The organism is Stenotrophomonas maltophilia group sp. Smal17, assembly GCF_030237045.1.
Classification (GTDB): domain Bacteria; phylum Pseudomonadota; class Gammaproteobacteria; order Xanthomonadales; family Xanthomonadaceae; genus Stenotrophomonas; species Stenotrophomonas forensis.
The window spans coordinates 11,698-26,117 of the sequence record NZ_JASJSU010000055.1; the positions used below are offsets into that span (position 1 = coordinate 11,698).

18 protein-coding genes are annotated in these 14,420 nt (G+C 67.7%); 3 read left to right on the top strand and 15 right to left on the bottom strand.

Features of this window, described 5'->3' with window-relative positions; translation table 11 throughout:
* Positions 1-20: 20 nt before the first annotated feature.
* On the bottom strand, positions 21-563 hold the full coding sequence (locus QRO93_RS14340) for a DNA-3-methyladenine glycosylase I (RefSeq protein ID WP_180879637.1): 543 nt from the start codon (positions 561-563) through the stop codon (positions 21-23).
* A gap of 89 nt (positions 564-652) precedes the next feature.
* On the opposite strand from QRO93_RS14340, the gene QRO93_RS14345 reads away from it, so the two are divergent.
* From QRO93_RS14345 to QRO93_RS14355, 3 genes are read left to right on the top strand one after another with little or no spacing between them, the layout of a single operon-like run.
* Positions 653-1,219 (top strand): YqgE/AlgH family protein, encoded by a 567-nt coding sequence (locus QRO93_RS14345; RefSeq protein ID WP_006422622.1) that lies wholly within the window; start codon positions 653-655, stop codon positions 1,217-1,219.
* 19 nt (positions 1,220-1,238) lie between these two features.
* Positions 1,239-1,706, top strand: a complete 468-nt coding sequence (ruvX, locus tag QRO93_RS14350; RefSeq protein ID WP_180879650.1) for a Holliday junction resolvase RuvX — start codon at positions 1,239-1,241, stop codon at positions 1,704-1,706.
* Positions 1,707-1,722: 16 nt separating this feature from the next.
* Positions 1,723-2,673 (top strand): aspartate carbamoyltransferase catalytic subunit, encoded by a 951-nt coding sequence (locus QRO93_RS14355; RefSeq protein WP_049456205.1) that lies wholly within the window; start codon positions 1,723-1,725, stop codon positions 2,671-2,673.
* Between the two features lie 33 nt (positions 2,674-2,706).
* Here QRO93_RS14355 and QRO93_RS14360 read toward each other — a convergent pair whose 3' ends face one another.
* From QRO93_RS14360 to lptA, 14 genes are all read right to left on the bottom strand, one after another.
* Complete coding sequence (locus QRO93_RS14360) at positions 2,707-3,216, bottom strand: REP-associated tyrosine transposase (protein WP_180879635.1); 510 nt, start codon at positions 3,214-3,216, stop codon at positions 2,707-2,709.
* A 137-nt stretch (positions 3,217-3,353) separates the two neighbouring features.
* Entirely contained in the window at positions 3,354-4,151 is a 798-nt protein-coding gene (locus tag QRO93_RS14365) for a prolyl oligopeptidase family serine peptidase (RefSeq protein ID WP_180879632.1), read from the bottom strand.
* Positions 4,152-4,221: 70 nt separating this feature from the next.
* Positions 4,222-4,488: a hypothetical protein gene (locus tag QRO93_RS14370; RefSeq protein ID WP_053449002.1), complete on the bottom strand. Its 267-nt coding sequence runs from the start codon at positions 4,486-4,488 to the stop codon at positions 4,222-4,224.
* 60 nt (positions 4,489-4,548) lie between these two features.
* Positions 4,549-5,910 carry a magnesium transporter gene (mgtE, locus tag QRO93_RS14375; RefSeq protein ID WP_008266103.1) on the bottom strand — a complete coding sequence of 454 codons (1,362 nt, stop codon included), beginning with the start codon at positions 5,908-5,910 and terminating at the stop codon, positions 4,549-4,551.
* 195 nt (positions 5,911-6,105) lie between these two features.
* The gene (ptsP, locus tag QRO93_RS14380) at positions 6,106-7,875 is read right to left on the bottom strand and encodes a phosphoenolpyruvate--protein phosphotransferase (protein ID WP_053449003.1); all 1,770 of its coding nucleotides are present in this window, start codon (positions 7,873-7,875) and stop codon (positions 6,106-6,108) included.
* Positions 7,876-7,877: 2 nt separating this feature from the next.
* The gene (locus QRO93_RS14385) at positions 7,878-8,147 is read right to left on the bottom strand and encodes an HPr family phosphocarrier protein (RefSeq protein WP_005408385.1); all 270 of its coding nucleotides are present in this window, start codon (positions 8,145-8,147) and stop codon (positions 7,878-7,880) included.
* On the bottom strand, positions 8,140-8,532 hold the full coding sequence (locus tag QRO93_RS14390) for a PTS sugar transporter subunit IIA (protein WP_006422749.1): 393 nt from the start codon (positions 8,530-8,532) through the stop codon (positions 8,140-8,142). The genes QRO93_RS14385 and QRO93_RS14390 overlap by 8 nt, the downstream gene beginning before the upstream one ends.
* 434 nt (positions 8,533-8,966) lie before the next feature.
* A complete protein-coding gene (rapZ, locus tag QRO93_RS14395; RefSeq protein ID WP_053449004.1) occupies positions 8,967-9,851 on the bottom strand; it encodes an RNase adapter RapZ in 885 nt (294 codons plus the stop codon).
* A 25-nt stretch (positions 9,852-9,876) separates the two neighbouring features.
* Complete coding sequence (gene hprK, locus QRO93_RS14400) at positions 9,877-10,827, bottom strand: HPr(Ser) kinase/phosphatase (protein ID WP_004147299.1); 951 nt, start codon at positions 10,825-10,827, stop codon at positions 9,877-9,879.
* The gene (locus QRO93_RS14405) at positions 10,824-11,276 is read right to left on the bottom strand and encodes a PTS sugar transporter subunit IIA (protein WP_053449005.1); all 453 of its coding nucleotides are present in this window, start codon (positions 11,274-11,276) and stop codon (positions 10,824-10,826) included. The genes hprK and QRO93_RS14405 overlap by 4 nt, the downstream gene beginning before the upstream one ends.
* A gap of 21 nt (positions 11,277-11,297) precedes the next feature.
* Positions 11,298-11,615 carry a ribosome hibernation-promoting factor, HPF/YfiA family gene (hpf, locus tag QRO93_RS14410; RefSeq protein WP_005415556.1) on the bottom strand — a complete coding sequence of 106 codons (318 nt, stop codon included), beginning with the start codon at positions 11,613-11,615 and terminating at the stop codon, positions 11,298-11,300.
* A 58-nt stretch (positions 11,616-11,673) separates the two neighbouring features.
* Positions 11,674-13,095 carry an RNA polymerase factor sigma-54 gene (locus tag QRO93_RS14415; protein WP_180879630.1) on the bottom strand — a complete coding sequence of 474 codons (1,422 nt, stop codon included), beginning with the start codon at positions 13,093-13,095 and terminating at the stop codon, positions 11,674-11,676.
* A gap of 40 nt (positions 13,096-13,135) precedes the next feature.
* The gene (lptB, locus tag QRO93_RS14420; protein WP_053449007.1) at positions 13,136-13,855 is read right to left on the bottom strand and encodes an LPS export ABC transporter ATP-binding protein; all 720 of its coding nucleotides are present in this window, start codon (positions 13,853-13,855) and stop codon (positions 13,136-13,138) included.
* Entirely contained in the window at positions 13,855-14,382 is a 528-nt protein-coding gene (lptA, locus tag QRO93_RS14425) for a lipopolysaccharide transport periplasmic protein LptA (RefSeq protein WP_008267488.1), read from the bottom strand. Before lptA ends, lptB begins: the two co-directional genes overlap by 1 nt.
* Positions 14,383-14,420 lie beyond the last annotated feature (38 nt).

The following is a 14,420-nucleotide window of genomic DNA, read 5'->3' on the forward strand; positions in this document are numbered from 1 at the left end:
CCCCCCCCCCCCCCCCCCCACTACCGGGAGGCCTGCAACCACGGTGGCGACAGTTTCAGCAGCCGCGCATGCACCGGGCAGTCCGCGGCGTGCGCACCGGGCAGGTAGCCCAGGCTCATCAGGAACTCGCCGGTGATCTCGCCGCCAGTGAAGCGGAAGGTCTTTTTGAACAGCTTCACCCAATCAGCCTTGCTGCGCGGGTGGTGGGCATCGAGCCAGCCGGCGAAGCTGCCATGGCTGGCCCGCAGCTGCTGGATCACCTGCGCGTTGTGGATCGCCGCCAGCACCTTCAGCCGGTTGCGGATGATGCCCGCATCCGACAGCAGCCGTTCGATGTCCTGCTCGGCATAGGCCGCCACGCGGTCCACATCGAAGCCGTCATAGGCCGCGCGGAAGCCTTCGCGCTTCTTCAGGATGGTCTCCCAGCTCAGGCCGGCCTGGTTGATTTCCAGCACCAGCCGTTCGAACAGCTCGCGCTCGTCGCGCTGCGGGAAGCCGTACTCGTTGGCGTGGTAGTAATCGTGCACCGGATGGCCCGGTGCGATGAGGCAGTAGCCGGACACGTTGAATTCCTGCGGTACGGGCTGGCCATTATGCGCGCCGTGACCGCCGGGTGGAGGCGCCCGGCGCGCCCAGCCGCTAGAATGGCGCCATGCCAGTAACGCCGACCTCCCTTGCCGATCACCTGCTCGTCGCGCTGCCGTCGCTGCTCGACGCGACCTTCGCCCGCAGCGTCGCGCTGATCTGCCAGCACGACGAGAACGGCGCGATGGGCGTGCTGGTCAACCAGCCGTCCGAATACACCCTGGGCGAGGTGCTCGCACAGATGGACATCACCACCGGCGACGGCGACCTGCAGGCGCGCATGGTGCTCAATGGCGGCCCGGTGCACCCCGAACGCGGCTTCGTCATCCACGATGATGCACGGGCATGGGATTCCAGCCTGACCGTGGGCGAGGGCCTGTACCTGACCACCTCGCGCGACATCCTTGAAGCGATGGCGCGCGGCGAAGGCCCGGCCAACGCCGTGGTCACCCTCGGCTGCGCCGGCTGGGGCGCAGGGCAGCTGGAAAGCGAGCTGGCCGAGAACAGCTGGCTGACCGTGCCGGCCGATGCCGAGCTGGTGTTCCAGCTGCCGCTGGAACAGCGCTGGCAAGGCGCGGCCTCGCGCATCGGCGTGGATCTGTTCCGATTGACCGACTACAGCGGCCATGTCTGATCCGGCGGCCCCTGCACCGGTGTCTGCTGCCCCGGCCATCCGCCGCGACGGCACGGTTCTGGGTTTCGATGTGGGTTCGCGGCGTATCGGCGTGGCCATCGGCAGTGCCTTCGCCGCCCATGCACGCGCAGTGGCCGTGGTCGATGTGCACGGCAATGGGCCGGACTGGGCGGCGATCGAACGCCTGCTCAAGGAATGGAAGCCCGATGGCCTGGTCGTTGGCGACCCGCTGACCCTGGACGGCCAGGACCAGCCCAACCGCAAGCGCGCGCAGGGCTTTGCCCGCCAGCTGCGGGAACGCTTCAAGCTGCCGGTGGTGATGATCGACGAGCGTTCCAGCTCGGTCGAGGCCGCCCGCCGCTTCGCCGTCGAGCGCGCCGAAGGGCGCAAGCGCCGCCGCGATGCGGCCGCCCTCGACGCCGTGGCCGCGGCGGTGATCATCGATCGCTGGCTGTCGTCTCCCGACGACGCCACCCCCATTCCCTGACTGCACGACTCCCGCCATGACCGCCCAGCAAATCGATGCCTCCGGACGCCTGCGCCACCTGTTGACCCTTGAGGGGCTGCCGCGCGAAACCCTGCTGCAGCTGCTCGACCGCGCCGGGCAGATCCGCGACGCCGCGGTCGGCCGCGTCGGCAACAAGCGGCACGTGCTGGCCGGTTCGGCGGTATGCACGCTGTTCTTCGAACCGTCCACCCGCACCCGCAGCTCGTTCCAGCTGGCCGCGCAGCGCCTGGGCGCCGACGTGCTGAACTTCGATGCCTCGACCTCGTCCACGCGCAAGGGCGAAACCGCCTGCGACACGCTGCGCAACCTGGAAGCGATGGGCGTGCGCGGCTTCGTGGTGCGCCACCCCGATGATGGCGCCGTCGCCGCACTGGCTGAAGCGGCGGGCGAGGGCACCGCACTGATCAATGCCGGCGACGGCCGCAGCTCGCACCCGACCCAGGGCCTGCTGGACATGCTGACCCTGCGCCAGGCCAAGGGCCCGGACTTCTCGAAGCTGAAGGTGGTGATTGTCGGCGACGTGAAGCACTCGCGCGTGGCCCGCACCGACCTGCATGCGCTGCGTACCCTGGGCGTGGGCGAGATCCGCGTATGCGGCCCGCAGTCGCTGCTGCCGGACGACGAGACCCTGAAGGGCTGCGTGGTCGGCGATGATTTCGACGCCATGCTGGAAGGTGTCGACGCGCTGATGATGCTGCGCCTGCAGCGCGAGCGCATGGAAGAAGGCCTGGTGCCGTCGCTGGAGCAGTACCACGCCGAGTACGGGCTGACCAACGAACGCCTGGCGCGCGCCGGCAAGGATGCTGCCGTGCTGCACCCGGGCCCGATCAACCGCGGCGTGGAAGTGACCGACGAGGTGGCCGACGGCCCGCAGTCGTGGGTACTGCGCCAGGTCGCCAACGGCGTCGCCGTGCGCATGGCCGTGCTGGAAACCCTGCTGGGCTGACCGCTCTGGTGGGTGCCAACCGTCGGTTGGCACTCATTGCCTTGGTAGGTGCCAACCTTGGTTGGCACGTTCATCTACGCAATCACATGTGTCGCCAAGCTCCCATTCGCACCATGCATGCGGATACTGCCCCAGCTGTGTCGTCAGCCCGGCCCTGATCGGGTTCCCCATCAGATACAGCGCATGCCGGTACAGCGATTCATCCGAGCGGATCGCGTGATCGTGATAACAGGCCTGCCAAAAGCGCCCGACCCTCCCCAACAGCCGGTTTGCCTGCTGCGCCGTGCGTGACTTGAAGCGCTTCATGACAGTTTCCAGCGTGCCTGCGCGCAGCTCGACCAGCCAGTGGATGTGGTCGGGCATGACCACGTAGGCAATTGAGCGGGTGAAGCCTTCCTGATCAAGTCGTTGGAACTCCCGTACTGCGAGAACGGCGGCACCGTCGTTGGCGAACAGCGGGGCGCGGTCGGTTACGACCGTGGTGAGGATGTAGCTGAGGCCGACGCTGGAGCGGCGGCCGATCAGGAGTCTGGTGTTCTGCATGGAGCAAGCATGGGCGTGCCTGCTTGCCGTGAACATCGGGGAATGGTCTGGTTTCGGGTAAGTCAGTGCCAACCAAGGTTGGCAACTACCAGAGCAGGGAGTGCCAACCAAGGTTGGCACCCACCCATGCCGGTGGTTCAGCGCTTCTGCGCGAATAGCCAGGCCCACATCGCCGGATCGGCGTAGGTGGCGTCCCAGGCGTTGTGGTTGCCTTCCGGGTACTCGGTGTAGCGCACGTCGCGCGCGTTGGCGCTCTGGAAGGCACTGTGCAGCCTGCGGTCGTCGTCCGGTGGCACCACATCATCCAGTGCGCCGTGGAAGATCCAGATCGGTGCGTGCTGCAGGCGCTGGGCGATCACCGCGTAAGGATCGGACTCATGCGCGACCTGCTCGACGAACAGGGTCGGTCGCTTCGCGCGCGGTGCCAGCACGGCGCCGCATACCGGCACGATCGCGGCAAAGCGGCGTGGGTCGTCCAGGGCGATGTTCCAGCTGCCGTAGCCGCCCATCGACATGCCGGTCAGGTACTGGCGCGAAGGGTCGGCGCCAAACTCGGCGATTGTTGCGTCCAGCGCGGCTACGGCCATGCGGTTGTTGTGGCCGCTCCATTCCGAGTGTTTTGCCGCCTGCGGGAAGACAACCAGGGCCGGGAAGTCGGGATGCTCGCGCAGATAAGGGCCCAGCCCCGCGTGGGTCTGCCTGATGCCGTCACTGCCGCGCTCGCCCGAGCCATGCAGGAACAGGATGACCGGAACACTGGCGGACGCCGGGGCCTTCAGCCCGGCCGGAATGAACACCTGGTAGTAGGCGGTCTCGCCGTCCACTTTGACTGCGCGGGCTTCGAAGCGACCACGCGCGCTGTCCGGCAGCGAGGCACAACCGGTCATCATCAGCAGGGCCAGCAGCGGCAGCCAGCGCGACATGGAACGGACCATGGGAATTCCTGGGGCGGCGGGAACGCCTCCATCGTAGTCCGCCGTCGTCAACGCGGCATCATGCGCCGCGTCACTGCGGGCGCGGGAAACTGGCGATGATGTCCAGCTGTTCCTGTGCTTCGGCATTGCCTTCGGCGGCGGCGGCCTGCACCTGCGCCATGTCCGGGTGCAGTACCACCAGCAACGGGTTCTCGCAGACCGGGCAGTCGTACTCGGTTGCGTCCTCGTCCAGTTCCATCTCCATGCCGCGCGAGCTGCCCTTCCATTCGCAGGCCGGGCAGGTGTGCTGCTGGTCGCGCCAGCCGGGCTGGAAGTAGTTTTCGATCGTTGTTGCCATGGGTGTTCCAGTTGGGATCGGGGCAGAGCCCCGCGTGGCGGGGATCCGACCCTGCAGGGTTCAGTGCAGCAGCACCAGGGTGGCCAGGCCGAGGAAGGTGAAGAAGCCCATCGAGTCGGTTACTGCGGTCAGGAAGATGCCGCTGGCCAGCGCCGGGTCGAAGCCGAAGCGTTTGAGCGTCAGTGGCACCAGCACGCCGGCCAGCGCGGCGAACAGCAGGTTGCAGGTCAGCGCGATCGCGATCACTGCCGACAGGCCGGGCGAGTGGAACCAGGCCAGCACGATCAGCCCCAGCACCGAACCCAGCATCACGCCGTTCAACAGGGCGACCCGCACTTCCTTCCACAGCAGCGTGCGCGCATTGGACGCGCCCACCTGGCCCAGCGCCAGGCCGCGCACCATCAGCGCCAGCACCTGGGTGCCGGCATTGCCACCCAGGCCGGCCACGATCGGCATCAGCACCGCCAACGCCACCAGCTTGTCGATGGTGCCTTCGAAGTGGCCGACCACGCTGGAGGCCAGGAACGCGGTGCACAGGTTCACCGACAGCCACATCAGGCGCCGGCGCATGGCGCGCCAGACCGGGCTGAACAGATCCTCGTCCTCGTCCAGGCCGGCGGCGCCCAGCGCCTGGTGCTCGGCCTGGCCGCGGATGATGTCGACCACGTCATCGATGGTGATGCGGCCGATCAGGATGTTGTTGTCGTCCACCACTGGCGCGGAGATCCAGTCATGGTCGGAGAACTGCCGTGCCACTTCCTGGTCGCTCTCGCCGACGTCGATGGCCGGCTGCTCGTCGTCGATCAGGCGGTTGATCGGGGTGGTGTCCTCGTGGGTCACCAGCGCGGCCAGCGAGACCCGCCCGAGGTACTGGTGCCGCCGGCTGACCACGAACAGGTGGTCGGTGTGGTCGGGCAGTTCGCCGCGCAGGCGCAGGTAGCGCAGCACCACATCGACGTTGACGTCGGCGCGCACGGTCACCACGTCCGGATTCATCAGGCGGCCGGCGCTGTCCTCGGGGTAGGACAGCACCTGTTCCAGGCGCTCGCGGTTCTCGCGGTCCATCGACTTGAGGACTTCGTCGATGACCGTGTCCGGCAGGTCTTCGACCAGGTCGGCCAGGTCGTCGATGTCCAGGTCTTCGACCGCGGCGATGATCTCGTCCGGGTCCATGTCCGCGAGCAGGCTTTCGCGCACGTCCTCGCCGACGTGGACCAGCACCTCGCCGTCATCTTCCGGATCGACCAGGCCCCACACCACCTCGCGCTTGCCCGGCGGCAGCGATTCGAGCAGGTTGCCGATCTCGGCCGGGGCCAGGGTGTTGACCAGCCGACGCACCGGCCCCAGCCGGCCGCTGTCCAGTGCATCGGACAGCATCCGCAGTTGGCGCGCAGTCTTGTCGTGGCGTACAGCTTCAGCCATCGCAGCTCCCGCGGGATAAGAAAAGCCGCGATCCCGGCAAGGATGCGGCAACAGGGGTGTTCAGCGCGTCATTATCGCAAGGGGATGTTTCAACGCATAGCCGCTGGGGTGAGGGTAGTGCCGGCCGCTGGCCGGCAATCGTCCTCATCGAAGTTCATGAGGTTGCCGGCCAGCGGCCGGTACTACCCTGGGTGGTCAGGGCGTGTCTGCCACCAGTGCCAGCCAGCGCTCGATGCCGCGGCGGTCGCGCGCGGCCAGCAGCTTCGTCGCGCGGGCGCGCAAGGCGCCCAGGTCGGCCTCGCGGATCGCCCGGCGCACCTCCAGCAACGTACCGGGATGCAGGCTGAACTCGCTCAGGCCCAGCGCCAGCAGCAGTGGCGTCATCCGGGCATCGCCGGCCATCTCGCCGCAGACCGCCACCGGGATGCGATGGCGCGCGCCGGTGTCGATCACCATCTGCAGCAGCCGCAGCACGGCCGGATGCAACGGCGAGTAGAGCTCGCCCAGCGCCTCGTTGTTGCGGTCGGCGGCGAGCAGGTACTGCACCAGGTCGTTGGTACCGATCGACAGGAAATCGACCAGATCGATGAAGCTCTCCAGCGCCAGTGCGGCCGCGGGGACTTCGATCATCGCGCCCAGCGGCACATGGTCGGACACCATGTGGCCCTCGCCGCGCAGCTGTTCGGTCAGCTTGAGCATGCGCCGGCGCACCGCCAGCAGCTCCTCGCGGGTACTGACCATCGGAACCAGCACGCGCAGCTTGCCGTAGGCCGAGGCGCGCAGGATCGCGCGCAGCTGGGTGTCGGCCACCTTCGGCCGCGCCAGCGACAGGCGCACGCCGCGCAGGCCCAGTGCCGGATTCTCTTCGTTGCTCAAGGTAAGGCCGGTGCGATCGGCCTTGTCCGCGCCCAGGTCGAGCGTGCGGATGGTGACCGGACGCCCGCTCATGCCCAGCGCGGCATCGCGGTAGGTCTGGAACTGTTCTTCCTCGTCCGGCAGCTCGTTGCGCTGCAGGAACAGGAATTCGGTGCGGTACAGGCCCAGCCCCTGCGCGCCCAGCGCATGCGCCTGGGTCACGTCCTCCAGCGATTCGGCGTTGGCCAGCAGGGCGATGTCGACCTGGTCGCGGGTCCGGCTGGGCTTGCTGCGCAGGCGGCCCAGCTCGCGCTGTTCGCGCGCATGCTCTTTCAGCCGTGCGCGGTAGTCACGCAGGTTGTCGGCCTGCGGGTTGACCGTGATGCTGCCGTCGGCGCCGTCGATGATCAGCACGTCGCCATCGGCGATGCGGCTGAGCAGCTGCGGTACGTTGACGATCAGCGGCAGGTGCAGGCTGCGTGCCAGGATCGCGCTGTGCGACAGCGCGCTGCCGGCGGCGGTGACGATGCCGACCACGCCCTGTGCCTGCAGCTGCGCCAGCTCGGACGGGGCGATGTTGTCGCAGACCAGGATCTCGCCGGCCAGGCCCTTCATCGCAGGCGGGCGCTCGGGTTGCAGGAAGGCGTGGATACGGCCGATCACATGGTCCAGGTCGTCCATGCGGCTCTTCAGGTAGGCATCGTCCATGCCATCGAAGACCCTGGCCAGGCGGTCGCGCTGCAGGCGCAGCGCATAGCCGGCGCTGTACGGGCCGCTGCGGATCAGTTCGTCCAGGCCATACAGCAGCTCGGGGTCGTCCAGCAGCAGCGCGTGCAGGTCGAGGAACTCGCCCACTTCCTGGTTCAGTGCCCCATGCAGGCGCTGGCGCAGCTCGTGCATTTCCGTGCGCGCCGCATCCACCGCATGGTGCAGGCGCGCGAGCTCGGCCTCGACCTGGTGGGCGGCGACACGCTGTTCGGCCACCTCCAGGGCATGCGGCAGGCGCACGCGGGCGCGGCCCATGGCCGTGCCGCGCGCTGCGCCATGGCCGGCCAGCAGCTGCACCGGCCGCTGGCCGGAGGGGAGCTGGCCGGCGCGTGCGCGTGGCACGCTCAGCTGTCCTCGTCGAAACGGCGTTCGAACAGGCCGACCACCGCCTCCATCGCGGCGGCTTCGTCCTCGCCGTTGATGCGCACGGTGACCGGAGTGCCCTGGCCGGCAGCCAGCAGCATCACGCCCATGATGCTTTTGGCGTTGATCTCACGGCCCTTGGCGGCCATGGTCACGTTGCAGCGGAACGGCGCCAGGGTCTGCACCAGCTTGGCGGTGGCCCGGGCATGCAGCCCCAGGCGGTTGCTCACGGTGAGTTCTCGTTCAAGCATCGTCGACTATCGCTCCATTACGGGTACCCGCCGCGGCTGTGGCGGGCAGTTGATCCAGTCCCTGTTCCGGATAATTCATCACCCGCAGCAACATCGGCAGGCTCAGCGCCGACACCCGGCGAACCGGGGTCCCCAGCCGGGCCAGCTGCCCGGCAAGGTTGGCGGGGCTGGCGCCGTACAGGTCGGTCAGGATCAGCACGCCTTCCCCACCGTCGACCCGCCGCAGGGCGGCCGAGGCGAGCGGGAGCAGGGCGTCCAGGTCTGCGTCGAACGGTACTTCGAAAGCTTCGGTCTTCAGCGGCAATTGCCGCAGGAGCCGGGTCGCCACCTCAAGCAGGGCGGTCCCGACCCCGGGATGTGTTACGAGGAGAATGCCACAGGTCATTACTGCACGTTAACAGGTCAAGGTGAATCGGCGATAGCAGCAGGAGAGGGGCACTGTGTCCCGTATTCAGCGTTGCCCGGCTGGTATGCCCGTTTCGCCGAAAAAGCGATCCGACCCTGTCCGTCTTTCCGATGCCTGACAGAGGTTCATCCACGCATGGCCTGGATCCATCGTGTCGACCAAGGTCGACACCCACCAACAGCACACGGAATCTGTCAGAGGCGGGGTGGTGTGGGTAGGCAGGACCGTTGGCGCCATGGATGGCGCCATCGAGCCCCCAAGGACGGGTTCACGGCGTGTCCTGCCTACCCACACCGCCCCGCCATTCCACGGAATGCCGCTTTTGCTTTTGCTTTTGCTTTTGCTGTTGCTGTTGCTGTTGCCGGCCAGCGGCCGGCACTACCGCGGGTGCCGGGTGCAGCCCGGCCGCCCCCTCAATCCTGTTCGCGGTGGTAGGTCGCCACGTCTTCCCAGCCCATCTCGCGCGCGTGGCGGGCCATGCGCTCGGCCAGGAACACCGAGCGGTGCTTGCCGCCGGTACAGCCGAACGCCACGGTCACGTAGCTGCGGGTGCCGTCGCCCAGTTTGGGCAGCCAGGTATCGAGAAAGTCCATCAGCTGGGCCAGGTAGCGCTGCACGTCGGGCTGCGCTTCCAGGTAGTCGCGCACGCCCGGCTCGCGGCCGCTCAGCGCGCGCAGTTCCGGGTCCCAGTGCGGGTTGGGCAGCACGCGCGCGTCGAACACGAAGTCCGCCTCGGCCGGCACGCCGCGCTTGTAGGCGAACGATTCGAACAGCAGCGACAGCCGGGTGGCGTGGTCCAGGGTGAACTCGGTGATGATCCGTCGCCGCAGCTGGTGCACGTTGAGCGCGCTGGTGTCGATCACCGCATCGGCCTCGCGGCGCAGCGGGGCGGTCAGCACGCGCTCGCGCGCGATCGCCTCGGGCAGTGACAGGCCCAACTGGCTCAGCGGATGCCGGCGACGGGTGTCGGCATAGCGCTTGAGCACCGTTTCATCGCTGGCCTCGAAGAACAGTACCTTCACTTCCACGCCGGCGTCGGTGGCCAGCTGCCGCCAGTCGCCCAGCTGGCCAAGATCGGCCTGGCCGCGCACGTCGATGCCCACCGCCAGCCGGCGCGGCGCGCTGCCATCGTGGTTGGCCAGCAGGCTGCGCACGAAATCCGGGAGCAGGTTGATCGGCAGGTTGTCCGAGCAGTAGTAGTCCTGGTCCTCGAAGGTCTTCAGGGCCACGGATTTACCCGAGCCGGACAGGCCGCTGACGATGATCAGGGTCGGGGCGGTGGGGGCGGCGGTGCTCATGGACGGGCTCTTCGAAAGGCAGGGGTCAGGGCGTTCGCCGTTCCAGCAGATTGCTGTGGCGGGCGATGAACATCGCCGCCGGATCGATGCCCTTGGTGCGCAGGATATGCAGGCGGGTGGCCGCCTCGGTCAGCACGGCCAGGTTGCGGCCAGGCATCACCGGCAGGGTGATCAGCGGGACGTCCAGGTCCAGCACATGGCGGGTACCCGAATCGCCGGTCAGGCGCTCGTAGCCATGTGGCGTAGGTTCGGTCATCGGTTTGGTCAGATGGACGATCAGCCGAAGGTACTTGTTCTTCTTTACAGCCGTGTCGCCGAACATCTCGCGCACGTTCAGCACGCCCAGCCCACGCACTTCCAGCAGGTCCTGCAGCAGTTCGGGGCAGGTACCGTCGAGCACGTCGGGGGCGATCTGAGTGAATTCGGGTGCATCGTCGGCCACCAGGCGATGGCCGCGGCTGAGCAGCTCCAGCGCCAGTTCGCTCTTGCCCGACCCGGCCTCACCGGTGATCAGCACGCCGATGGAGTAGATCTCCATGAACACGCCATGCAGGATCACGCGTGGTGCCAGCGTGCGCGCCAGATGGTAGGACAGGTGGTTGAGCAGTTCGTGGCCGCGCTTGGGGGACAGCCACAGCGGCGTACCGGACTCGTCCGCGGCCGCGCGCAGGTCTTCCGGGCAGGGCTGGTTGCGGGTCAGCACCAGCGCCAGCGGGTGCGACTGCATGATCTTCTCGATGGTCTCCCAGCGCTGGCGCGGTTCCAGCGCGTCCAGCCAGGACAGCTCCTCGGTGCCGAGAATCTGCACCTTGTTGGGGTAGATCGCATTGAGGTAGCCGGCCAGCGAGGGCCGCCGCGAGACCGTATTGCCGGCCTCCAGTTCACGCTTCTCGCCGGACTTGCCGGCGGCCCAGCGCAGCCCCAGCCGCTCGCGCTGCTGTTCGAACAGTTCACGGGCGGTGATGCTGGTATTCATGCGGCGCTCGCAGGTGGCGTCAGCTCAAGGGCCTGGCGCAGGGCCCGGGCATCGCCGGCCGCGCGCAGCGCCTGGCGGATGCCGGGCGCGGAGAACAACTCGGCCAGCTCGGACAGCAGCATCAGGTGCTGGTGGGTGTAGTGGGCGGGGACGGCCATCGCAAACACCAGGTCCACCGGCTCGTCGCCACCGAAGTCGACCGGGGTAGCCAGCCGCAGCAGGGCGCCACGGGGGCGGTCCAGGGTCGGCGCGCGGCCGTGGGGAATGGCGATGCCGTGGCCGATCGCGGTACTGCCCAGCGCTTCGCGCTGGCACAGGTTCAGGTAGATCTGTTCGGCATTGGCCTGGCGGCAGGCCAGCAACCCGGCGGCGGCCTGCAGGACGCTGTCGCGGTCGGTGGCCGTGCAGAGCTGGGTCTGCACGGCCGCCAGGAGGTCAGTCAGGGGCATGTCTGCGGGGAACGGTGGCGATCAGCCACCATTGTCGCCCACCGGCAGCGGCGCGTGCTGCTGTTTTTTCTCCTTGTGCTTGATCACAAGGCGGTCAAGCTTGTCCGCAAGCAGGTCGATCGCGGCATACATGGTCTGGCCGCCGGCCTCGGCGTGCAGGGTCTGCCCCGGGATGTTGAGGCTGGCGTCGACGTGATGCTCGGTCTTCTGCAGCTTGAGGGTCACCCGCGCTTCGCAGTGCTGGTCGAAGTGTTTTCCGATCCGGGCCAGCTTCTCCTCTACATAGGACTGCAGGGCCGGGGTGACTTCGACATCTTTGCCAAACGTTTCGATGCGCATCGGGTTTCTCCTGTGTTCGGATGTGCCAATGAACCTCTCCGCCGGGCGCGGCGGCGCGTCAAGCGATTCTGACCCTTTCGTGCGAGGCGGAAATGTTCATGGCTTCACGATACTTCGCCACGGTGCGTCGCGCTACTGGAATTCCCGACGATTTGAGCAGGTCAGCCAGCTTGGCGTCAGAAAGCGGCTTGCGCGGGTTCTCGTCGTCGATCAGTCGCCGGATCATGGCCTGGATGGCCGTGCTGGACGCCTCGCCGCCGCCCTCGGTATCGATGCCCGACGCGAAGAAGGCGCGTAGCGGCAGGGTGCCGCGCGGCGTGCGCACATGCTTGCGCGCGATCGCGCGCGATACCGTGGATTCGTGCAGGCCGAGTTCGGTGGCGATCTCGCGCAGTGTCAGCGGGCGCAGCGCCTGTTCGCCGAATTCGAGGAATCCGGCCTGCTGCAGGATCAGGCTGCGCACCACCCGCAGCAGGGTCTCGCCGCGCTGCTGCAGCCCTTTCAGCAGCCAGCGTGCCTCCTGCAGCTGCGCGCGCAGATAGCCGGCATCGGCCTCGCCACAGCGGCGGATGAGCTGTTCGTAGCCGCGGTGGATCACCACCTTCGGCCCGGCGTGGCCGGCCAGTGCCGCGCGCCAGACGCCGTTCTGCCGCCACACCACCACGTCGGGCACCACGTAGGTGTCCTGCGAAAGCGGCGCAATCTGCGTGCCTGGACGAGGGTCCAGCGAACGCAGCAGGTTGACTGCGGTCTCGACGTCGGCCGGCGCTTGCTTCAGTTCATGGGCGAGCCCGGCAACGCCGCTGCGAGGCAACCGTTCCAGTGGGCCTGCGGCAATCTGTCGCGCCAACGCCAGCCCTGGCGTGTCGGCGGGCAACACGTCCAGTTGCAGCTGCAGGCATTCACCGAGCGTGCGCGCGGCCACGCCGACCGGATCGAAACGCTGGATGCGATGCAGCACCGCGAGGATCTCATCCTCGTCGGCATGGGTCGCCGGCAGCAGGGTCTCAGCGATGGTGGCCAGCGACTCGCGCAGGTAGCCGTCTTCGTCGAGCGCATCGATCAGCGTGGCGCCGATGCTGCGGTCGCGCGCCGAAAGATGCGACAGGTGCAGCTGCCACAGCAGGTGATCGGCCAGCGTTTCGGTTTCGGCCACGCGCTCGGCGGCGCTGCCGGTGTCGTCGTCATCATCGAAACTGCCGCCACTGCCGGCGGCGCTCCAGTCCAGTTCGGCAGGCGCCCAGTCGTCGCCATCGTCGGCGCGTTCGCTGGGGGCTTCGCTGTCGTTGCCGTCACTGGCCTCGTTGGCGGCAGGGCCGTCGTTGCTGTCGGCCCAGTCCAGCAGCGGATTGCTCTCCACCGCCTGGGCGATCTCAAGCTCCAGCTCGGTGGTGGACATCTGCAGCAGCTTGATCGCCTGCTGCAGCTGGGGCGTGAGCACCAGCTGCTGTCCCAACGATGTCTGCAGCCGAGTCTTCATACCTGTGCCGAAAGGATGGAAAGTGCCCGGGTGCCCGCCGTCACAGCTTGAACGAATCCCCAAGGTAGACGCGGCGTACGTCGGCGTTGTCCAGGATCGCCTCCGGCGAGCCCTGGGCCAGTACGGCACCCTCGGCGAGGATATACGCGCGGTCGCAGATTCCCAAGGTCTCGCGCACGTTGTGATCGGTGATCAGCACGCCGATGCCACGCTGCTTGAGATGGGTGACGATGCGCTGGATCTCGCCGACCGAAATCGGATCGACGCCGGCGAACGGCTCGTCGAGCAGGATCAGGCGCGGCTGCGCGGCCAGTGCCCGGGCGATCTCGCACCGACGGCGTTCGCCACCGGACAGGCTGGCGCCGAGCTGGTCGGCAACGTGGCCCAGCTGCAGTTCGTCGAGCAGGCTGCTCAGTTCGCGTTCGCGGCCGGCCGAATCCAGGTCCTCGCGCAGTTCCAGCACCAGGCGGATGTTGTCGGCCACGGTCAGCTTGCGGAACACCGAGGGTTCCTGCGGCAGATAGCCCACGCCCTGCTTGGCGCGGGTGTACATCGGGTCGCCGGTGATGTCGCGGCCGTCGAGCACGATGCTGCCCGCATCGGCCGCGACCAGGCCGACGATCATGTAGAAGCAGGTGGTCTTGCCGGCACCGTTGGGGCCCAGCAGGCCGACCACTTCACCGGCATCGAGGGTCAGCCCGAAGTCCTTGACGACTTCACGCTGCTTGTAGCGTTTGCGCAGGCCCTTGGCGACAAGCATTACTTCTTGCTCCCGGCAGGCTTGGCCGGCTGTGCGGCCGGGTTCTTGTTCTTCGGCGGAATGACGGTGCGCACGCGGCTGCCGTCGCCACCGGAGTTCATCTCACCGCTGCGGGTGTTGTAGACCATGCGCTGGCCGGCGTTGGTGCCGCGCGCGCTGGTGACCTTGTAGTTGCCGGTCAGGGTGATGATCTCGGTCTTGATGTCGTAGTCGATGCGATCGGCCACCGCGTCCATCCAGGTGCCATCGTCGAGCTGCTGCTTCATGGTGGCCTGCTTGCCGGTGAACACGGCACGCACGGCCTCGCCATCCTTCAGGTAGATCTCGGCTTCGGACGAGCGGATGTCCAGGGTTCCCTGGGTGATGGTCACGCCCTGCGAGAGCACGGTCTTGCCATCGCCGGTGAGCACGCCGGACTGGGCGCCGGACTCGATGTCCATGTTCTCGTTGCGGTCGGTGGACTTGGCGAAGGCGGCGCTGGGCACAACAAGTGCGAGCGCGAGTACGGCTGCAAAGGGAATCTTCATCGGGGTCCGTTCTACCGGTGGAGGGCTCCCGGAAACCG